The following is a 21,080-nucleotide window of genomic DNA, read 5'->3' as shown; positions in this document are numbered from 1 at the left end:
AAAGGAAGGAGCTGCTTTGATTTACTTAAAATTATTTTTTATGTAAGACAGTTTTATTAACGACGTTGAGGTTTTCGTCGATGTCATAAACGATTGGTTCGCCAGTTGCGATTTCAACGCCCATGATGTCGTCGTCAGAAATGTTTTCAATGTGTTTGGTTAGGGAACGTAAACTGTTACCATGAGCCACCACTAAAACATTTTTGCCGTCTTTTAGTTCTGGAGCAATGTGGTCTTCCCAGTAAGGAAGGGTACGGTCAAGGGTGTCCTTTAGACATTCACCAGCAAGCATGTGGCGGGTGTCTAAGTGGTCATAACGATGGTCAAAGGCTTGTTCGCCGCTAGCTTGTGGAGGACGTACATCGTAAGAACGACGCCAGATATGAACTTGTTCATCACCATATTTTTCAGCGGTTTCAGCTTTGTTTAAACCTTGCAAACCACCATAGTGACGTTCATTTAAACGCCAATTTTTTTCTACTGGTAAGTAGAGGCGGTCCATTTCTTCTAAAACAATGTTACAGGTTTGGATAGCACGGGTTAGTACGGAAGTATGTACGCAATCGAATTCAATACCCGTTTCTTTTAAATCTTGACCCGCTTTAGCCGCTTCTTTACGACCGTTTTCACTTAATTTTGGATCTAACCAACCGGTAAAGACATTGGCTAAGTTTAATTCACTTTCACCGTGACGAATGAATACTAATTTCATTTTTTTCCTCCTAAATAATTCTTGCAAAACACTGTGGCCTAAGCCATAATATCTCACTTTATTCTTATTTTACTTGAGAAAAGCGCAGAGGGCAATAGCTTTTAAAAGAAAGTGATTATATTCACCAAGTTAAAAGCTAGCCTGTGATTATGATAGGATCTCCTTTTTTTGCATGTGGAAGTCGTGGTCAAAATGGTAGACAATAGGAAGGGCATTGGCGATCTCAATTTGGCTGGCTTCTTTGGGATCCAAGTTTTCAATGACTAGGGTCAATGCCCGTAAGAGATTACCGTGGGAGACAATAAGGACATTTTTCCCCTGTTTAAGTTGGGGGATGACTTGGTCTTCTAGGTAAGGCAGTAAGCGGGTTTGGGTATCCTTTAAACTTTCACTTTGTGGAAGGCTTTGACTATCTAAAAAGGAATAGCGCTCGCTGAGTTGGCTATCAGTAGCCAGGGGAGGACGAACATCATAGGAACGTCGCCAGGTGTGGACTTGGTCTTTGCCGAACTTTTCCCGAGCTAAGTCTTTATTCATTCCCTCCAAAGCCCCATAATGGCGGCCATTTAGCCGCCAAGATTTTTGTAAAGGCAGGTAGAGTTGTTCCATGGCTTCCAAAACGAGGTTGCTGGTTTGGATAGCCCGGCTTAAAAGCGAGGTGTGGATAGCATCAACTTGATATCCAGCGGCTTTCAGTCGGAGCCCCGCAGCATAGGCTTGGTCCTTTCCTTTTTGGGTGAGTTTGGCATCGTACCAACCAGTAAATAAGTTATTTAAATTGGAGCTACTTTGTCCATGACGCAGTAATATAAGCATAAGCCTACTCCTTCCATTGATTTTTTCCTCTCTATTTTAAATAAAAGCTTCTTTAAAGTAAATTCTCACTCCAATCATTTTATGGGAGAAATCTTTTCACTAAGTTAAGGATAAAGCCAATAAGAAATACCAAAAATTGTACCTTGTTATTGGCCTGGTGAAGCGCTTTATTCTGCCAAAGCCAGTCTTTAACAAGCATTCTAGGGGCTTGCAATGATTGGCTAAAAAGATCATAAAAAAGATAGGCATCTTACTTGCTTTTATAATTTAATGTTAATAAAGTTAATATAGTTTAATTTTAATAAACATTATTTTAATCTAGAGAGGGAATTATTATGGCAAAAAAAGTTGTAGTTTTAGTAGGTAGTTTACGTGAGGGATCCTATGCACGCAAGATTGCTAAAAATGCGATCGACATGTTTAGTGACAACTATGACGCTGAAATTGTTGAAATTCGTGACTTGCCTCTATATGATGCGGACTATGATGATGCTGAAATGACTAATAAACCTTTACCAGAAAGCTATGTAAGCTTCCGTCAAGCCATTAGTGATGCCGCTGGAGTCTTATTTGTCACCCCCGAAAATAACCGGACTATTCCTGCCTGCCTGAAGAATGCAGTCGATGTAGCTTCAAAACCTAAGGGAGCAGTGGCTTGGACCAATACTCCTGCAGCAATTATCTCGCATTCGGTCGGTGCCATGGGGGGTTACAGTGCTAACAAGAACTTACGTCTGGCCTTATCTTACTTTGTGATGCCAACCATCCAACAACCCGAAGTTTTCTTGGGGCATTCGGCTGATCTTTTAGATGAAAACGGCAAGTTCAAACAAGAATCAACCATCAACTTTGTTCAATCCTATATTGACCAATTTGAAGACTTAATGGCTAAAAATCCTAAAAACTAAGACTTATAAGTAAAGGGACTGTGAATTTACTCACAGTCCCTTTTTGTCATAGTTTTAGAAGTTTTTAAGCAGATAAGGCTGGGTAGCGGTCAACGACTTTCTTCATTGGATAGTAGAGCAGGGTAACCAACACAGCGGTTACGGCTGCTGTAAATAGGCTGGCCGGCATACCGGTAGTGGCGATGGCCATGGCAGCTGCTAATGAATTTCCCAGTAAAACTTGGCGGAAAGTATATTTAATGAAAATGACAATGACCTTGGTCACTCCAGCGACGACTCCAATGCTGGCTAAGCGTCCGATGGTCAACTCTGAATGAAAGACCTTGCGGAAGAGTAGGCTTACGACGGCAATGACGACCAGGTTTTCTAGCACTGTGAAAATAGCCACCGAGGCATAACCATTGAGGACATCATAGAGAAAGAGACCCGCTGCGGCAGCTAAGGTACCCCGTTTTTCGCCCATTAAGAGGACTCCGAGGACCACTAGTGCATTGCCAGGATGAACAAAGCTCTTAGAAATGGCGGAGGGCATGGGAATGTGAATAAAAGTAATGGCTAAAATAATGAGAGCTGCATACATCCCCATGGCTACCCATTCAAAGAGAGAATTGTTTTTATGCATAAGCTATCGCTCCTTTTTAAATTAATTTGCTATAAATTATAACGCATATTTTTCCTGGTAAAAGAAAAATTGAGCATATTGTTCAAATTTTTTGTTCGCTTTTGTTAAAGTGATTGTGAAAAGATAATTAATTTAAAAGAAAAGAAAGGAAAGGGACAATAGAATGGCGACTATCGATGCATGGGTGGCAGGACTGCGTGTATTGGAAGACTGGGGAATTAAGAATGTTTACGGCCTTCCAGCCGGTTCGCTCAACTCTTTAATGGATGCTTTTGAAAAGGAACAGGGCAAGATTAACTTTATCCAGGTCCGTCATGAAGAAACTGGGGCCTTGGCCGCTTCCATGAGTGCTAAATTCACTGGTAAGATTGCGGCTTGTATCGGTTCAGCAGGACCAGGGGCAACCCACCTCTACAATGGTCTCTATGATGCCAAAGAGGATAACGTGCCGGTCTTAGCAATTATCGGCCAACGCCCTGAAGTGCAGTCTAACTATGACATGTTCCAAGAGTTTAACCAAAATCCTTATTTTGCCGATGTAGCTGTTTATAACCGTCGGGTGGCTTATGCTGAACAATTGCCTAAGGTCTTAGACGAAGCTATCCGTACCGCCATTGCCAGAAAAGGCGTGGCTGCAGTTGAAGTACCAGTCAGCTTTGGTTGGGAACCCCTCGAAGAAGATTCCTGGTATTCTTCCGCCAAGAGCTACCGGGACTATCCGCTAATGACACCCGGTGAAAAGGATATCGATGAAGCGGTTAAAGTCTTAGAGGCCAGTGAACGGCCAATTATCTATGCTGGTATTGGGACTCAAGGCAGTGGCCAAGAAGTGATCGAACTTTCTAAGAAAATCAAAGCCCCAGTAGTAGTGACCGGGATTAACTTTGATAACTTCGACTATGAATTTGATGCCCTCTTAGGTTCTGCCTACCGGGTGGCTTGGAAGCCTGCCAATGAAGCCTTAGAAGAAGCGGACACCATTCTCTTTGCTGGGTCTAACTTTCCTTTTGCTGAGGTTGAAGGGACCTTTGACCATGTCAAACATTTCATCCAAATCGATATCGACCAACAAAAACTTGGTAAGCGTCATGATGCTGATGTTAGCATCTTAGGAGATGCGGGAGAAGCTATCCGTCAAATCACAGAAAAAATTGAAGAAAAAACTGATAATGGCTGGTACAAGGCCAATATCGACAATGCCAAAAACTGGAAAGACTATCTCCAAAGTCTAGAACAAAGAAAGGACGGAGATTTGCAACTCTTCCAAGTTTACCATGCTATTAACCAAGTGGCTGATGAAGATGCGGTTTATTCCATTGATGTGGGGAACACTACCCAAACTTCGATCCGTCACTTACATATGACACCTAAGAACACCTGGCGGACTTCTAATATCTTCGCTACCATGGGCAATGGCCTCCCAGGCGCCATTGCTGCAAAACTGGAAATGCCAGACCGTCAAGTATGGAACTTAGCCGGCGACGGGGGCTTCTCCATGGCCATGCAAGATATTGTTACCGCAGTCAAATACAAGCTCCCCATGATTAACGTGGTCTTCACCAATGAGCGTTTCGGTTTTATCCGTGACGAACAAGAAGATACTAACGATAACTTCTATGGGATCGATATTGCCGATGTTGACTTCGCCATGATTGGTAAGGCTCAAGGCGCTGTGTCTTACACAGTGACTGAAATCAGCCAGTTAAAAGATGTCTTCACCCAAGCGGTCGCTGATGAAAAAGACGGTAAAGTGGTTGTGATTGACTGTAAGATCAGTCTGGACCGTCCAATCCCAGTGGAACACTTAGAACTCGATCCTAAACTTCATGAAGAAGAAGCCATCGCTAAGTTTAAAGAACGCTATTACGCTGAAGATCTCAAACCTTTAACCGATTACCTAGAAGCTGAAGGGGTAGAAATCCGTCAGTACCAATGGAAGGAAACCTTGTAAGGCTTCTAGCAAATCCTTAAAAATCTGAGATAAGATTCTATTAATAAATCAAGAGAGAAAATTTTTCTTTTAAATTGTGTTCCGTATACTTCATAAAGCAGCCAGTGATTGAAAGCTCCTGTCTCTGTGACTAGGATGGCTTCAGTCCCTGGCTGCTTTTTTCTTTTGCTTAATGCCTTCAATAGAAAGTTGTGGCCAGACCTTTTGCCAATTTTTTCTTCTCATGCGTGCTTGATACACTTTTAAGCGGTCACTGTTGTCGAGGAAGTAAGGGGTGGGTGATACTTTAAAGTGGATAATATCTTCAACACCGTAGGGAGCATAATATTCGACTTGATCGTCTTCATTCAAACGGGCAGCAATAGCCGTACACTTTTCAGGAAACTTGCTGACAGCATCTTGAGATGAGCTATACCTTTGTCTATGGGGGCTGTGCTTATGCATATAGTATTGGTTTCTGACTTCCCAATTATAGTGGGGGTATTTTTCTTTGATGCTTTTTTCGATGCTCAGTGTTTGCTGGTAGGAGATGTTTTCATCATAGAAGATCACATCGATATCTGAAAAATAAAGACTTTTTCTGAGGTCACCGTGGCTTAAATAGTCCCAAATATAATTTCGTAAGCTACCCGCACAGAGCCAACAATCCGGTAGTTGAAAGGATTGAATTATTTTAAGTAAGTGCATGAGTTCTGGGCTTGATTCAATGATGGCTTTAATATCAATCAATTTAGAGGATTCCTTTCTTAGTTAATGAAAAAATGACCATTATTCTTTACTTATAGATGATAATGCAAGCAGTCCTGCAGTGCTAGTAAATACTAGCCAGGTTATGGTGAGGTTCAAGGGTGATATCATATTAATAATCAAAATTTAATAACAAAAAGTAAGCTAAACACTTTTTCCCAATATCTAATCGTGGTAAAGTTAAGGAAACAGTCTAAGTACTTCCAAGTACTATTAGGGAGAAAACAAGTGATGAATCCAATACAAAACTATATCAAAAATGAAAATACTTCAGCCTTATTTCAAAATACTTCGATTGGAATCGAAAAAGAAGGCCATCGGGTAACCCCAGAAGGGCATATTGCTCAAACCCCTCATCCCAAAAAGGTGGACGGGTCCAGTGAAAACCAGTATATTCAGCGTGACTTTGCGGAGTCACAAACCGAACTCGTCTCACCACCAGTGATTGGCCGGGAAGAGGGCGTGCTCGAGTGGATGCACGCGATCTATGATGTCACCATCAGGCATCTAGACAAGGAAGAAGCGATCTGGCCTTACAGCATGCCACCAAAATTACCTAGTGATGACCAGATTAAGGTGGCCCAACTGGATGATCCTGCAGCTGTGGATTATCGGGAGTACTTAGTAGGAGCCTATGGTAAGAAATTGCAAATGATTTCAGGCCTCCACTATAACTTTGGTCTCGATCCCGACTTTATCAAGGGCTTCTACCAAGCTGGTTATAGTGACTATGGGAGCCTCTTTGACACCCAAAATGCTCTCTACTTAAAATTGGCCCGTAATTTTTTACGCCATCAATGGGTAATTGTTTATTTCTTAGGGGCTAGTCCCTATGCCCACGAGTCCTTCTTTGAACCCGGGGTGGAGCCAGTTAATCATCCGGTGCGGAGTATCCGTAATTCTGAGCACGGCTATGTTAACCATGAAGATGTCCATGTTTCTTACCACGATTTAGAAACTTACATCACCACCCTGGAAAATAATGTTAAAACTGGTCATCTTATTGCTGAGAAGGAATTTTATTCCAATGTCCGCTTACGCGGTGGAGCTAAGGTTAGAGACCTCCTCCATACTGGGATTAAATATTTAGAAGTGCGTAATACCGATATCCAAGGCGATGCCCCTTATGGGATTCGTTTAAGGGAACTTGTCTTTATTAAATACTTCTTACTCTACCTGCTTTGGATAGATGAAATGGCGGATGACCCTGAAATTGAAGAAGGGGTTAAGATGAAGACCCAAGTGGCTAATGAAGACCCCTTCAGTCGAACGGCCTACTATGACGAGGGTAAGGAAATCGCAAATGGCATGCGCGACATGCTTGCAGACCTAGCCGTGAGCCAAGACAAAGTAGACTTGATTGAGGAGGTTCTCCACCGCCTGGAAGCTCCAGATGAAACCCCAGCGGCTCAAATTGTCAAGGCTTATCCGACTGTGGAAGAATGGTTAGCATCTGGCTTAGCCATTGCGGAAAAGAACCGGAAAAATGCCCTCAAGGCCCCTTATCAATTAGGCGGCTTTACCGATATGGAATTGTCCACCCAGATCTTTATAGCTGACGCGATTCGCTCAGGGATCCAAGTGGAAATATTAGACCGAACAGATAACTTACTCCGTCTCTCGGTTGGGGACCATATTGAATATGTCAAAAATGGAAATATCACCAGTAAGGACACCTATATTTCTCACTATCTCTTAGCTAATAAAGAGGTCACCAAACAAATTATCCAAGAAGCTGGTTTTCAAGCGCCTAAATCACGGACCTATCACAGTCTGAATGAGGTTGAAGCGGCGGCCGGACTGTATCTAAATCGTCCCCTAGTGGTTAAACCGAAATCGACCAATATGGGGATTGGGATTTCTATCTTTAAACAGGGGCCTAGTCGTGAGGAACTCTTAGAAGCTTGTCGGATTGCCTTTGAAGCCGATGATAGTGTCCTCTTAGAAGACTATGTGCCAGGAGTGGAGTACCGTTTCTTTGTCCTGGATGGCAAGACCATCGCTGTTTTACTTCGGGTGCCCGCTAATGTGGTTGGTAATGGGAAGGCGACCATCGCAGAATTAGTCGCTGAGAAGAATAAAGACCCTAAGCGAGGCTTAGACCACCGCACCCCATTGGAAAAGATTCAGCTGGGCGATATTGAAGCCTTAAACCTTAAACAACAGGGCTTGACCTTCAACAGTGTCTTAGAAGAAGGGCAAAAGGCTTACTTAAGAGAAAACTCCAATATTTCCACCGGAGGCGACTCCGTCGATGTCACTGACCAAGTTCATCCGTCTTATCTAGACATCGCCAGTCAGATGGCTCAATCCTTAGGCGTTAACATTACAGGCATTGATTTAATGGTCCAAGACATTACCAAAGCTGCCCAAGTCAGTGAAGCAGGGACCAATTATGGCTTTATTGAAGCCAACTTCAACCCCATGATGATGATGCACGTCTATCCTGCCCAAGGCCAAGGCGTCCGTGTGACTGAATCCTTGCTCCACTATCTCTTCCCTGAAAAAGCGTTTTTGAAATAGAGTGCGACAAGCGCGTCAAAAGGCAAGACCGCTACGCATACTATATCTGTAACTCGCTTCGCTTCGAACAGCTATAGCAACTGGAGCTAAAGGACGTAAGAATTCTGAAAGAGAATTCGTCGACCTTTAGTGAAGTGGACGCTTGCCTTGCGCTTGGAGCAGGTTTAAATAGAGTGTGATAAAAGTTAGCAGAAAAAGGCTCAGTTTAGAAACTGGGCCTTTTTACGTGATCAATTGTATCTACAAGCTAGTCACAAAACAGGGATTTTGTGCTTAGCAGACATGCTTTCATAAGTAATGGATTATGAAAGCAATGAAAAAATTATTAGGAGTCTAGTTTACTGTTTTTTTGACCTCTTGTCAACGGTTTTATCGATCACTGCTGCATGCAGATTGCGATATCCCCACTCCTATAATTTGTTCGTTAATCAAAAGTAAATTAGGGCATTCCTTTAATAGAAGAGTGTATTTAATGAAAATTTAAAAAATATATGTTAGAGTAGGATTGACGTACGTTTGTTCGATTGTAATTGAGAGATTAATCAGTAGCTTGGGCATTGCTTATTCCTTACTGATTAGTCCCTGTTTCTTTAAGATAGGGGGATAATTAATGTCAACAATTGAATTGAAAAATGTGAGTAAACGTTATCCGGGCAATAAAAATTACTCCGTCAGAAACTTTAATTTAGATGTTGGTGACGGTGAATTTATTGTCTTTGTCGGCCCATCTGGTTGTGGTAAATCAACCACCTTGCGGATGATTGCCGGCTTGGAAGAGATTAGCCAAGGTGACTTATTAATTGATGGTGAAGTGGTGAATAATAAAGATGCCAAGGACCGCAATATTGCCATGGTCTTTCAAAATTATGCACTCTTCCCACACTTATCGGTTGCCGATAATATTGGCTTTGGCCTAAAAATTAGAAAAGTCGACAAGACTACCCGTCAAAAAGCGGTCAAAGAGGCTGCTGAATTGGTGGGCTTAAGCGACTATTTAGATAAAAAACCAGGTGCCTTATCAGGCGGTCAGATGCAACGGGTTGCCCTTGCCAGAGCCATCGTTAAGTCAGCTGGTATTTTATTGATGGATGAACCTTTGAGTAACTTGGACGCCAAGCTCCGGGTGCAGATGCGGAGTGAAATTGTTAATTTACAAAAACACCTCCATGCCACCACTGTTTACGTGACCCACGACCAAGCCGAAGCCATGACGATGGCCGACCGGATTGTCGTCATGAATCAAGGAGAAATCCAACAAATCGGAGCCCCTTGGGAGGTTTATAACAACCCTAAGAATCTATTTGTGGCAACCTTCCTAGGCACACCACCAATGAATACCATCCAAGCCCACGTCAAAGAGGGCAAGATTTTATCCAAAACGGACCGAGTCTTAGTGGACCACTTACCAGGTGATTTCGCTGAAGGCCAAGACATTGTCGTCGGATTTAGACCGGAAAAGGCCCAAGTGACGGATAATTCTGACCAGGCCCACTTTACTGGGACTATCCAGATGGTAGAACTCCTAGGCGCTGACTATGACCTCCACGTGAAGTTAGAAGTTTCACAAGTAATCATTAAAGAGGCGACTGATAAGCGTTTTGAAGCGGGCCAAGAAATTGCCTTTAATCTGGATAGTAAGGATCTCTACTACTTCGATAAGAAAAGTGGGGAAAGATTGGTGACTGAAAATGATTAAAGACATGAATAAAAAACAGTGGCTCATTTATATTTTAGTCCCACTCCTGCCTTTATTAATTTTCTGGTTCTTACCAATGTTTATTTCCCTTTTTATTTCCTTTACTAACTGGGATTATATCTCACCCACTTATGACGTTGTCGGACTAGAAAATTATACCGACCTCATCACTTCTGAAGAATTTGCTTCATCCTTGTGGAATACCGTAGTCTTTTCACTAGGAACAGTGATTCCAACCTTAGTGATCGGCTTTTTATTAGCTCTTTTATTAATTCGGCAGAAATTTATGCATAATTTCATCCAGGCCTGTCTCTTTGCTCCTTGGGTAACGCCCATGGTTGCCGTTTCCATTGTTTGGTCCTGGATGTATCAACCAGAAGGACTCATCAATAATCTTTTAGCCCATATTGGGGTTTCGGGACCTGACTGGTTGTCTTCATCAACCTTTGCCATGGTGGCAGTCATTATCGTGACCGTTTGGAAGAATGCGGGCTGGGCCATGTTGTTTTATTCCACAGCCATGTCCAGTATTTCTCCGGCCTATGATGAAGTCTGTGATATCGCTGGGGCCAGTTACTGGCAACGGATCCGGACGATTTACTTTCCTATGACCCTACCGACGACCTTGTTTTTATCGGTGATTACCTTAATTTCGTCCATCCAGGCTTATGACCAAATTAACGTCTTAACCCAAGGGGGGCCAGCTGGGGCGACGCGAACCTTGCTATACATGTTCTATCAACTGGCCTTTGAAGAGTTTAACATGGGCAAAGCCACAGCCTTGTCAGTGATTATGCTGGTCATTACTGGTCTCTTAGCCTTTGCGATCTTTAGCTTACAAGGGCACTATCGTAAGGAGGGTATGGCATGAGAAATAAAAAATGGGATAGTAAGGGGATTATTCGTTCGATCTTACTCTTATTCCTCAGCTTTTTAATGGTTTATCCCTTATTATGGATGGCGTCAAATGCCTTTAAAGAGGCAGCCACCATCCTATCTAATCCGGCTTCTTTAGCGCCAGATTTTCTTTCCTTTAAGAATTTTGCCGGCGTCTTTGAATTAGGCCCCTTTGACCTCTATATTTTCAACAGTATCTTTACGGCCTTAGTCATTGTTATTGTGCAGTTAGTTCTGAGTGCCTTGATGGCCTATGGTTTGGTATTTTTCCACTTTAAAGGGAAGAAATTCCTCTATACTTCGATCTTATTAACCTACATGTTACCGGTGGCTACCACTTATGTGCCATCCTTTGTGATCCTAGCCCAAATGGGACTCTTAGACACCTTAACCGGTCTAATCGTTTCTAATATTGCTAGCGTCTTTTCCATCTTTTACTTGGTACAGACCTTCCGCTCGGTGCCGATTGAATTAGTCGAAGCCGGCCAAGTGGAAGGGGCCAATTCCTGGCAAATTTTGTGGCGGATTATCGTTCCATATTCGCGCTCAGCGATTTTAACGACAGCTCTGATCAACTTTGTCACCCACTACAACAACTACATGTGGCCATCCTTGATCATCTCTAGTGAAGCCAAGATGCTGGTCTCCAATGGTTTGAACCAGCTCTTCACCACCCAAGGGAACTTTATCGATAACTTGCCACGGCTGATGGCAGCCAATACCCTGGTTGTCGTTCCGCTATTAATTCTCTTTATCCTCCTACAAAAATGGTTTGTTAAAGGAATTTCTGGTTCAGGGACGAAAGGATGATCAAGATGAAGAAATTTGTAAAATTTTTACTGACTCTGTTTACCGCTCTGCTCTTCCTGGGTGGATGTTCCCAACAAGCCCAGCAAGCCCTGGCTGAATATGACCGCAAACATAGCGACCAAGCAAGCGGCGACCGGGTGGAAATCGAATTTTGGTATGGTTTGGGATCGATTGCCGGGCAAACCATGGAAGAAATCATTGAAGACTTCAATAACAGCCAAGACCAAGTCCGTGTGATCGGTGTGGCTCAAGCCAATTATGATGAAACCTATCAGAAACTCCAAGCAGCTATTGCAGCTGACATTGCCCCGGCTGTGGTCTTATCGGATGACATCGTGGAACAAGCTGACTCGCAAATTCTTAAACCCCTCAACGATTTCATGGATTCTAGCATGGATCCTGATGACTTCCTGTCAGTTTTTATGGACTTAGCCATTTCTGACGGTCAGGTCTACGGATTCCCAGCCTTTGGGACCACCCAGGTCATGTATTACCGTAAGGATATCTTAGACGAGGCGGGTGTTGATCCCGAGGACATGTATGCTTCTTGGGAAAACGTGATGGCCTATTCTAAGCAACTCCAAGAGGAGGGCTATGTCGAAAATGGCCACCAGTTAATGTGGGGGACCGATAATTTGATTGACATCGCCTATAGTTCTGGCGGACAAATTATTTCTGATGATGGCACCAAGGTCCTCATTGACCAGGCCCCTTGGGTTGATTCTTGGAACTTCATCCGGGAGAATATCCATGATGGGACTAGTCCTATTGAATCTGGGGGTCAAGGTTGGGAATATTGGTACCGGACCATCGATAACGTTATGACGGGGAAATCGATTGGCTATACGGGTTCATCTGGGGATAAGGCTGACCTTGATTTTGATATTATTGGGTCAGCCGAACAACCAGGCTACAATGGCCATGAACCCCGTCCTATGTCGGAAGGATTATACTTGGCTATCCCTGACCAAGCCTCTGACCAGGAAGCAAGGGCGGCTTTTGAATGGATCAAATATTTTACCAGTCCCCAAGTCCAAGCTGACTGGACCATGGCGGTGGGTTATGTACCGGTCCGTGTTGACGAAACCATGAATAAGGTGCCTGGCTTTAGTGAATTCTTAGCTGAAAACCCGGCCTATAAGACCCCCATGGACCAATCGACCCATGCTTCATATAGCTTTACGGATCCTACCGGAGGCAAAATTTATCAAGCCCTATCTGACGCCCGTGATAAGGTGGAACTGCAAAATATTCCTGCTGAAGAAGCCCTAGCTGAAGCCCAAGAAACCGCCCAAAAGGCCCTAGACCAAGTCAAAGCTAGAGAAGATTAAGAAAAAAATGTTACAGGAAAAAGCCAAGTTAGCACAAAACTGACTTGGCTTTTTTAAGGAGTAAATTTAACAAGATTTACTAAAACTGTTTTTTCTGAGCTAGCTAGACTGCTAAGCTTTGAGTGATTTGTTACAATAGGAAGCGAACCAGGAAAAGGAGATGGGAAGCGTGACAGTAAGTATTTTTTGTGGACACCCTGACTTGGAAAATTCCAGCAGCCATCAATTTTTACGGGCCGCTTGTCCTGAAGAAATTAAATTCATCCCTGTCCCAACCAATTATAATGATGAGTTTATCCAGGAATCCCAAGAAACCCTTTTAGAGAGTGAGCGAATCTATTTACAGTTCCCCCTCTATTGGTACCAAGCCCCCGGTCATATGGTGCAATGGTTACAGGACCTGTTAAGTGATGATTTCCTAGACCAGAATGGTAAGCATCTTGTAGGAAAATCACTGGGCTTGATAGTGACTGTAGGGAGCCCCTTATCTTATTACCAGGCTGGCGGGAAGAATAATGTCAGTTTATCGACCCTCTTTAGTCCTTATCAAACCCTGTGTCAGACCTTGAAGTGGGAATTTCTACCTGCCTTTATCCTCAGTCAATACCACTATCTCAGTGAAGCGGACCGCGCCCAAAAGTATGTTGCCGTTCAATACTATCTCTTAAACCCTAAGCGGGGTAGTTTTAGTCAACGGAGTCGCTGGTTAATTGAGCATTTGAGCAAGCGGCAGGAAGACTTTTCCCCTGGACTGAGGGGGCAGGTTGATTTGTTAGTCGATGCCTGGGAAGGGCGACTGGATGAATTAGATATGCTGGAAGTTGAATTGCCAAAAACCACCCGGCATTAGGAGGTTATTATGATTGAACATGATCCATTAGGCCCCTGGGCCAAAGAGGTTCTCAAGGAGGCTAAAAAGGAAAGTCAAGACTACGGACAACGCGCCTATCTAAAGGCCTGTCAAGCAGCCATTGAAGCCCTGGACTTACGTTACCAGCAAGCCAGCGGTCAATTAGATGGTCTGTCCTGGGATAAGGAAAACTGGTAAAAACTTCTGTACTAGAAAATGAGACTAAGAACAAGCTAAAAAGCAGCGATTGATTCGCTGCTTTTTGTCTTAACGATAATAATCTTCTCTTAGAAGGCCGTAGTAGGCGGCGTCACAGAGGCCTAGGTTGTTACGGTCAGCTTGGCGGAGGGTTCCCTCATAAACTAGACCGCAATGTTCCATGACCTTACCGGAGGCTGGGTTCTTGGGGTCGTGCATGGATTCAATCCGGTTGACTCCGACTTCATCGAAGAAGAAAGGAATAATACGCTTAAAGGCTTCGGTGGTTATCCCCAAGCCCCACCATTTTTTACCGATAGCATAGCCAATATGGACGGCAGAAATTTTTTCTTTGACATCAACGGCGGAAATACTACCGATCACTTCATTACTTGCCTTTAAAACAATGGCCCATTGGTAGAAGTCCTTGTGGCTATAGTTAGAGACCCATTGGGCAATCACTTCTTTAGTCACAGCTGGAGACTGGTGGCTGGGCCAGGTTAGGTACTTGGTGACTTCTGGATCACTGGTCCAGTGCTTGAAGGCTTGGTCCACATCAATCAATTCAAAGGGCCGTAAGATGAGGCGCTTGCTTTCTAGTTGTTGGCTACCTAAATGATTCATAATAATTAACCTCCCCAAAAGTTAATTCATTATATATCATTTCCCATAAAAAAACTAGCAGCTCTATAGTGGCTGCTAGAAGGGGTTAGGAAAATAATTCTGCTTTGACGACGGCAAGGGCTTCCTGGAGTTTACTGAGGTCAACTGCCGCATCATTCAAGAGAAAGAGCTGGCGACTTTCTACCACTGGCTCCATATCATAGTCGGAAACACTCTTAATCCCGATACCCTGCTTAAGCAATCGGTCTTTTACTTCTCTATCGGACAAGGATGTCTGTAATTTTAAGACCAGATGAAGACCGGTTTCGCCTTCGATAATTTGGCACTGGTCATTGGGAAAGTGGTCTTTAATCAACTGGGTGACTTTTTCTCTTTTCTTACTATAGTGGCGGCGCATCCGGTTAATATGCTTTTCAAAATAACCTTCTCGGATAAACTGGGCTAAACTGTACTGCTCGAAGGTGGACACGGTACAGGAATAGAAGGCCAGCTCTTGATAAAAGCGATTGGCCAGTTGGGCAGGGAGCACCATGTAAGAAATTCGAATGGTCGGAGCCAGAGACTTGGAAAAGGTGTTGAGATAGATCACTTTGGCACTCGCATCAATGCTTTGCAGGGTAGGAAGGGGCTTACCGTGAAAACGAAATTCACTATCATAGTCATCTTCAATAATATAGCGGCCTTCCGCTTGATTGGCCCAGGCCAGCAATTGGTAGCGGCGACTGACCGGCATGGTAGTGCCAGTCGGAAAGTGGTGGGTGGGGTTAAGGTGGGCAATTTGGGCCTGCTGTTTCTCGAGTTCTTCCACCCTTAAGCCTTGGTTATCGATTCCCGCTAAACGACAGGCAACGCCTTGCTTGGTGTAAATTTGCCGTAGTTTGGGGTAGCCCGGATTTTCAATGCAATAGACCTTATCCCGCCCTAGGAGTTGGATCAATAAGCCATAGAGGTATTCTGTTCCTGCTCCCACAATAATCTGCTTGGGGTCGACGGCCATCCCACGAAAAGAAGCCAAGTGACTAGCAATCGCCTCTCTTAAGGCGGCCACTCCACCACCCAGGGGCGGTTTGAGCAGGTCAGCTTGGTAGTTGGCGATGGTGTCATGCATCATCCGGTTCATAATCGAAAAGGGGAAACTATCTAACTGGCTTTGCTTTTCGGAAAAGTTAAAAGTAAAGTGTTCTTCTTCAGGTAGGCGGATATGGTGGTCAATTTTTTCGCGTTCCTTGAGACTGGGAAGGCCTTGCCAATCATTGACATAATAGCCGCGTTTTTCCCGACTATAGACCAGGCCTTCTAGGATCAACTGGTCATAAGCATTTTCAACCGTAATGGTACTAACGCCTAAATTTCTGGCTAAGCTGCGCTTAGAAGGTAGTTTTTCTTCATTTTCCAGTTTGCCGGCAATGATATCGCTTTTAATGGCTTGGTATAACTGTTGATAAAGGGGGATTGGGCCTTTTTTTAGATGGTAGGTTAACATCTTTTTTTACTCCTTACTGGCTTCTTTTTTATTGTGACTTTGACTATTTGTCTATGACCACTTTTGAATTATGATATAGCTTAACAAGCGACAAGCAACAAATCAAGGAGGTCATCAGATGACAAAGACACAATATGAATTAAATCAAGCCCTGGCCCAGATGCTAAAGGGTGGGGTGATTATGGACGTTACCACACCAGAACAAGCCCGGATTGCCGAAGCCGCAGGAGCTGCAGCGGTCATGGCCTTAGAACGGATTCCCGCTGACATCCGAGCAGCCGGTGGGGTGTCGCGGATGAGTGATCCTAAGATGATCAAGGGCATCCAAGAAGCTGTCTCCATTCCCGTCATGGCCAAGGTGCGGATTGGTCACTTTGTTGAAGCGCAAATCCTAGAAGCCATTGAGATTGACTATATTGATGAATCGGAAGTTCTCTCGCCGGCTGATGATGTCTACCATATTGATAAGACCGCCTTCAAGGTGCCTTTTGTCTGTGGGGCTCGTGACCTAGGTGAAGCCTTACGTCGGATTGAAGAAGGAGCCTCCATGATTCGAACTAAGGGGGAACCAGGAACAGGCGACGTCGTCCAAGCGGTCCGTCACTTGCGGAAAATTAATGCCCAAATCCGCCAAGTCGCTTCTTTATCGACAGATGAGCTCTATGAAGCTGCCAAACAACTTAAAGTCCCTTATCATTTAGTTCAATATGTCCATGCCCATGGCAAATTACCTGTGGTTAACTTCTCTGCCGGTGGAGTAGCCACCCCAGCTGATGCCGCCTTGATGATGCAATTAGGGGCGGAAGGGGTCTTTGTCGGTTCAGGAATCTTCAAGTCAGGTGATCCAGCTAAGCGGGCTTCCGCCATCGTCCAAGCCGTTACCAACTACCAAGATGCCCAATTAATTGCCCACTTGTCTGAAGACTTGGGAGAAGCCATGGTAGGGATTAACCCGAGCGAAATTCAAATCATTATGGAAGAGCGAGGCCAGTAAGATGACAGTTGGTGTACTTGCCCTCCAAGGGGCCTTCATTGAACATGAGGATATCCTCCGCCGGCTGGGAGCTCAAGTCAAAGAAATCCGTCAACTCAAAGATCTGGATGATATTGATGGCTTGGTTCTACCTGGAGGCGAAAGTACGGTCCAGGGGCAATTGCTAGAAAAGTTAGGCCTACTAGAGCCTCTGCGCCAGTTGATTCAAGCGGGCCTACCAACCTTAGCCACTTGTGCTGGACTTATCCTCCTGGCTGATGATTTAGCCAATGACTCCCACCGTTACCTAGGAACCTTACCGGTGACGGTGAAGCGGAATGCCTATGGCCGGCAACTGGGGAGTTTTGCCACCCAAAGTCAAGTGGGTCCCCTTAGTGATTACCCGGCAATCTTTATTCGGGCGCCTTATATTGCTGACTATGGTCCAGCAGTTGAAGTCCTCTCCCAAGTGGATGGTAAGGTGGTGGGAGTTGAATATGAAAATCAAATTGGTCTCGCCTTCCATCCCGAATTAACCCAGGACTACCGAATCCACCAGTACTTTCTTCAAAAAGTAGAAGCCTTTAAGCAGGCTGCTATAAAATAAGAAAAAAAATCAGTGCTCAAAGTGGCACTGATTTTTTTGATGAGGAGCGATTTAATCGAAGAATTAAGGCTTAGTTATTTTCGTTTTTTGAGCTTTTTCTTTGGCGGCTTTTTTCTTTAAACGTCGGCGTGCCCGTTCTTGGCGTTGGCGACGGATCTGTTGTTCGGCTAAATTAACAAACATAAAACCAAAAACAATGGCTCCGGATACCTTGAAAACGTCCATTAGGTAGGAGACACTCAACTGATAATTGCCTTGTACGGCATAACGAATAAAGAGATAGGCCGCATTTCCAGGCACCAGGGGGAGAATAGCGGGGGTATTTAAAATAATTACTGGCAAACGCAATTTACGGGAGAGATAGATATAGATAATCCCAATCACAATAGCGGCCATAAAATTAGCCACAATTAAGTCACCAAACCAGGACATGAAAAAGTAATAGGTCATCCAGCCACTGGCTCCGGTTAAGCCACAATAAATTAGGGCTCGCTTGGGGACATTAATAATAGTGGAAAAAGCCACCGTTCCAAAAAAGGAGAGGGCAAATTGTTCAATAATCGTAAACATGGCCAAACTCCTTTCTAACCTAACCATTGCAGGGTGAGGGCAATACCGACACCGAGTACAATAGCAATTAAGATGGCGTTAACCGCTTGAACCATTCTCGAAATTAACTGGCGGGCGAAGAGGTCACGGAGGGCACCAGTAATGGCCAGTCCAGGAAGGAGAGGCATGATACAGCCCGTGATCAAGGAATCCAGGTTATTGACTAGGCCTAGGCGGTTTAAGGACAGGGCTAAAAAGCCGATGACGGTAGTCGCAAAAAAGTCACTGAGGAAGGTAATTTCAAATTCTACCTTGCAGTATTCAGAAATAGCAAAACCGATGATCGCAATGGCAAAGGCAAAACCAATATCCCAGTAGTTGGTTGAGTCAATCATTAACATAAAGGCAGCACTGGCGGCGCCCGCAGCTAATAATTGTACACTAAAAGGGAAGGTTTTTTCTTGCTTATCAACGGCCTGGAGCGCCTGATAGAGTTCTTCCAGACTAAGTTTCCCTTCAGCATAAGACCGGGATAGTTGGTTGGTGTCATCAATTTTGGCTAAGTCGGTGGATGTCTTTTTGACTAAGACCATCTGCATATCTGACTGTTTATTCAAACTCATAAAGACGGCAGTATTGGTGACATAGGAGGCGGTATCGAAACGATGACTATTCTGAGCGATTCGTTGCATAGTATCTTCGACCCGGTAGGATTCGGAACCAGACTCCATCATAATCCTGCCAGCCAGTAAACAAGTGGATAAAAGTAAGTGGTTTTGTTCTTCGCTGATGGCTGCCATAGTAATCTCCTTCCTGGATAATTTGTGCCAGTCATTTACTCTCATTCTAGCATAGAAAGACTTTTGCCGGTCTTATTTAAGCAATCGACGCACAAAAAATGACCCACCGATTAGTGAGTCACTCTTAATCATTTATTTTAAAGTTTTTAATCTTAGTTAAATTGGCCTTCGATAATACCGCGTTCTTGTTCGAGCCGGGCTTGGTAGAAGACGGCAGCGGCTACCTTCGAACGCAGACCGTAGTAAACGGAAACGAACACGATGAAGAGGGCGACAGCAAAGAAGAGGACTAGGCCTAAGAAATTGAGTCCAGAACCATAGCTAGTGTCGACAGCGACAATCACCCCAAAACTTACAAGGAGGGAGATGAAAATGAGCAGGTAGGCGATCCACTTATAGCTAAGCATCAAGCAGAAATATCTCCAGCGGTTGCCTCTCATTAAGCCCCAGCTGGTCGTGATGACTTGGAAAGCACCCATCTCAGGTTCTTCTTTCAACAGGATAGGGGTCATGGCTAAACTAATATTGACCCAATAAGCAATTAAGCCAATCAAAAGTCCCCCGCCAACCAGGACCACTATGAGCCAGGCATCGTCAGAGCCAAAGACTAGAGAGGCAAAAACGAGGAGGGCAAAGGCTGTTAGAAAAGAGATTAGCCAAATCACAATAATATTGACGATTTGTGCTAAGAGGCTGGTCCAAGCATTATGCCAGAAATGCTTCTTAAAAGGTTGGAACACACTCAAAGCTTGATAGGGCGTATGATTTTTTGCGGCGTCGACCAAGCCCCAGGTCATGCCATAGCTCAGCAGGGCAAAGACCAGGGTAGAAATCAAGGTGTTGACCAAATCAATGGAATTCTCAGAGAATTGAAAACGGGCAAAGGTAAAGTCAGTAATTGATGCAATGGCAGAACTAAGAATCACAATAATAGCAAAGTCAGCCAGTAAGAACTTGAGACTTTTTGGGGTAATTTCTTTTTCTGCTTGACGGATCGCCCGGTTAGGAAGCGCTAATTTATCCATAATAAACTCCTTTCCTGAGTTTAAGTGACTAATAATTTTCTTAAGTCTAGGATAACACAGCAGACTTTATTTAAAAATGAAAAAAATGAAGTTCCTCAAGTCATTAAATAGCGAATCGCTTGACTATTTTATACAAAGTGAACCATTAAAAAGGGCCGTGTCTCTTGTGGAGTCACGGCCCGATGTCGATATTTTATCTGGTTAAAAACTTAGGCTTAAACGAATTTTGTGGCAAATTCAGCGAAAGCCTTACCAGCGTTAGCTAAGAATTCTTGGGTATCTTCGGCAGTGATTTCACCGTTTTCACCGATGAAGTTTGCGGAGTTACCAATGTAGAGTTCAGGTTGTTGCATTACTGGCATATCTAAGAAGACTAAGGATTGACGAAGGGTGTGGTTAGCAATGGCCCCACCAATACCCGCTGGAGATTGTGAAGCGACAAGTGCTGGTTTACCTTCCCAAACGCTGGAACCGTATGGACGGGAACCTAGGTCAATGGCATTCTTCAAGCTTGCTGGAACACTGCGGTTGTGTTCTGGAGTCACGAAGATGATAGCATCTTGAGCTTTCACTTCTTCACGGAAACGAGTATATTCTTTCGGTTGTTCTGGCGCTTCGTCATAGTCTTGGCTATAGAGCGGAAGGTCAGCGGTTTCGATGAAGGTAACTTCAGCATCCTCAGGTAAACCTTTCACGAGCCCTTTAGCAATAGCTTCTGAAAATGAGTTTTTACGGATTGAACCTAAAACAACACCATATTTAGTCATTATAATATCTCCTACTTTCATTTTTTATTTTTTTAATTTTTAACTACATTACCTAGTTTAACGGCTTAGAAAGGCAATGACAAATTTTATGCTCACAAAAAGTAAGTACTTTTAATAAGTGAGCAAGAAGTGGCTTCATTAATCAACTTGACAAATAGAACGTATGTTCTTAAAATGAAGAAAAGTTGTTC

At 43.9% G+C, this 21,080-nt stretch carries 21 protein-coding genes; 11 read left to right on the top strand and 10 right to left on the bottom strand.

From position 1 onward, the window contains the following. Positions 1-31 precede the first annotated feature (31 nt). Both gpmA and AWM73_RS05955 read right to left on the bottom strand, forming a co-directional pair. Positions 32-712, bottom strand: coding sequence for a 2,3-diphosphoglycerate-dependent phosphoglycerate mutase (gpmA, locus tag AWM73_RS05960; protein ID WP_060778520.1), 681 nt, complete (start codon positions 710-712; stop codon positions 32-34). A gap of 147 nt (positions 713-859) precedes the next feature. Next, a complete protein-coding gene (locus tag AWM73_RS05955; protein WP_060778519.1) occupies positions 860-1,528 on the bottom strand; it encodes a 2,3-bisphosphoglycerate-dependent phosphoglycerate mutase in 669 nt (222 codons plus the stop codon). Positions 1,529-1,863: 335 nt separating this feature from the next. Here AWM73_RS05955 and AWM73_RS05950 point away from each other — a divergent pair, with 335 nt between their 5' ends. After that, positions 1,864-2,436, top strand: coding sequence for an NADPH-dependent FMN reductase (locus AWM73_RS05950; protein ID WP_060778518.1), 573 nt, complete (start codon positions 1,864-1,866; stop codon positions 2,434-2,436). A 64-nt stretch (positions 2,437-2,500) separates the two neighbouring features. Here the strand turns inward: AWM73_RS05950 and AWM73_RS05945 are convergent, their stop codons facing one another. Next, positions 2,501-3,058, bottom strand: a complete 558-nt coding sequence (locus tag AWM73_RS05945) for an ECF transporter S component (protein ID WP_060778517.1) — start codon at positions 3,056-3,058, stop codon at positions 2,501-2,503. 163 nt (positions 3,059-3,221) lie between these two features. Between AWM73_RS05945 and spxB the strand changes: the two genes are divergently transcribed. Continuing rightward, positions 3,222-5,009 carry a pyruvate oxidase gene (gene spxB, locus AWM73_RS05940; protein WP_060778516.1) on the top strand — a complete coding sequence of 596 codons (1,788 nt, stop codon included), beginning with the start codon at positions 3,222-3,224 and terminating at the stop codon, positions 5,007-5,009. 141 nt (positions 5,010-5,150) lie between these two features. On the opposite strand, the gene AWM73_RS05935 is transcribed toward spxB, so the two are convergent. Continuing rightward, complete coding sequence (locus tag AWM73_RS05935; protein WP_060778515.1) at positions 5,151-5,738, bottom strand: nucleotidyltransferase family protein; 588 nt, start codon at positions 5,736-5,738, stop codon at positions 5,151-5,153. A gap of 249 nt (positions 5,739-5,987) precedes the next feature. Here AWM73_RS05935 and gshAB point away from each other — a divergent pair, with 249 nt between their 5' ends. From gshAB to AWM73_RS05900, 7 genes are all read left to right on the top strand, one after another. Further along, positions 5,988-8,279, top strand: a complete 2,292-nt coding sequence (gene gshAB / locus AWM73_RS05930) for a bifunctional glutamate--cysteine ligase GshA/glutathione synthetase GshB (protein ID WP_060778514.1) — start codon at positions 5,988-5,990, stop codon at positions 8,277-8,279. Between the two features lie 610 nt (positions 8,280-8,889). Then, positions 8,890-9,975 (top strand): ABC transporter ATP-binding protein, encoded by a 1,086-nt coding sequence (locus tag AWM73_RS05925; protein WP_060778513.1) that lies wholly within the window; start codon positions 8,890-8,892, stop codon positions 9,973-9,975. After that, the gene (locus AWM73_RS05920; protein WP_060778512.1) at positions 9,968-10,846 is read left to right on the top strand and encodes a carbohydrate ABC transporter permease; all 879 of its coding nucleotides are present in this window, start codon (positions 9,968-9,970) and stop codon (positions 10,844-10,846) included. The genes AWM73_RS05925 and AWM73_RS05920 overlap by 8 nt, the downstream gene beginning before the upstream one ends. Next, positions 10,843-11,682: a carbohydrate ABC transporter permease gene (locus tag AWM73_RS05915; protein ID WP_060778511.1), complete on the top strand. Its 840-nt coding sequence runs from the start codon at positions 10,843-10,845 to the stop codon at positions 11,680-11,682. Before AWM73_RS05920 ends, AWM73_RS05915 begins: the two co-directional genes overlap by 4 nt. A 5-nt stretch (positions 11,683-11,687) precedes the next feature. Then, positions 11,688-13,013, top strand: a complete 1,326-nt coding sequence (locus tag AWM73_RS05910; RefSeq protein ID WP_060778510.1) for an extracellular solute-binding protein — start codon at positions 11,688-11,690, stop codon at positions 13,011-13,013. A gap of 169 nt (positions 13,014-13,182) precedes the next feature. After that, a complete protein-coding gene (locus AWM73_RS05905; protein WP_060778509.1) occupies positions 13,183-13,863 on the top strand; it encodes an NAD(P)H-dependent oxidoreductase in 681 nt (226 codons plus the stop codon). A 9-nt stretch (positions 13,864-13,872) separates the two neighbouring features. Beyond that, entirely contained in the window at positions 13,873-14,061 is a 189-nt protein-coding gene (locus tag AWM73_RS05900; protein ID WP_060778508.1) for a hypothetical protein, read from the top strand. Between the two features lie 69 nt (positions 14,062-14,130). On the opposite strand, the gene AWM73_RS05895 is transcribed toward AWM73_RS05900, so the two are convergent. Both AWM73_RS05895 and pdxR read right to left on the bottom strand, forming a co-directional pair. After that, on the bottom strand, positions 14,131-14,685 hold the full coding sequence (locus tag AWM73_RS05895; protein ID WP_060778507.1) for a GNAT family N-acetyltransferase: 555 nt from the start codon (positions 14,683-14,685) through the stop codon (positions 14,131-14,133). An 85-nt stretch (positions 14,686-14,770) separates the two neighbouring features. Further along, positions 14,771-16,168, bottom strand: coding sequence for a MocR-like pyridoxine biosynthesis transcription factor PdxR (pdxR, locus tag AWM73_RS05890; RefSeq protein WP_060778506.1), 1,398 nt, complete (start codon positions 16,166-16,168; stop codon positions 14,771-14,773). Between the two features lie 118 nt (positions 16,169-16,286). On the opposite strand from pdxR, the gene pdxS reads away from it, so the two are divergent. Continuing rightward, positions 16,287-17,162 carry a pyridoxal 5'-phosphate synthase lyase subunit PdxS gene (gene pdxS / locus AWM73_RS05885; RefSeq protein WP_060778505.1) on the top strand — a complete coding sequence of 292 codons (876 nt, stop codon included), beginning with the start codon at positions 16,287-16,289 and terminating at the stop codon, positions 17,160-17,162. A gap of 1 nt (position 17,163) precedes the next feature. After that, on the top strand, positions 17,164-17,748 hold the full coding sequence (pdxT, locus tag AWM73_RS05880; RefSeq protein ID WP_060778504.1) for a pyridoxal 5'-phosphate synthase glutaminase subunit PdxT: 585 nt from the start codon (positions 17,164-17,166) through the stop codon (positions 17,746-17,748). Positions 17,749-17,811: 63 nt separating this feature from the next. Here pdxT and AWM73_RS05875 read toward each other — a convergent pair whose 3' ends face one another. The 4 genes from AWM73_RS05875 to AWM73_RS05860 form a co-directional block, all read right to left on the bottom strand. Then, positions 17,812-18,318, bottom strand: a complete 507-nt coding sequence (locus AWM73_RS05875; RefSeq protein WP_060778503.1) for a threonine/serine exporter family protein — start codon at positions 18,316-18,318, stop codon at positions 17,812-17,814. Between the two features lie 14 nt (positions 18,319-18,332). Next, positions 18,333-19,097 carry a threonine/serine exporter family protein gene (locus tag AWM73_RS05870; RefSeq protein ID WP_060778502.1) on the bottom strand — a complete coding sequence of 255 codons (765 nt, stop codon included), beginning with the start codon at positions 19,095-19,097 and terminating at the stop codon, positions 18,333-18,335. A 152-nt stretch (positions 19,098-19,249) separates the two neighbouring features. Next, complete coding sequence (locus AWM73_RS05865; RefSeq protein ID WP_060778501.1) at positions 19,250-20,122, bottom strand: DUF975 family protein; 873 nt, start codon at positions 20,120-20,122, stop codon at positions 19,250-19,252. 215 nt (positions 20,123-20,337) lie between these two features. Next, positions 20,338-20,889, bottom strand: a complete 552-nt coding sequence (locus AWM73_RS05860) for an NADPH-dependent FMN reductase (RefSeq protein WP_060778500.1) — start codon at positions 20,887-20,889, stop codon at positions 20,338-20,340. Positions 20,890-21,080 lie beyond the last annotated feature (191 nt).

Origin of the sequence: Aerococcus urinae, from assembly GCF_001543175.1 — a bacterium.
Taxonomy (GTDB): Bacteria; Bacillota; Bacilli; order Lactobacillales; family Aerococcaceae; genus Aerococcus; species Aerococcus urinae.
Note: the sequence above shows the minus strand (reverse complement) of the source record. Positions and strands in the feature narration are given on the sequence as shown.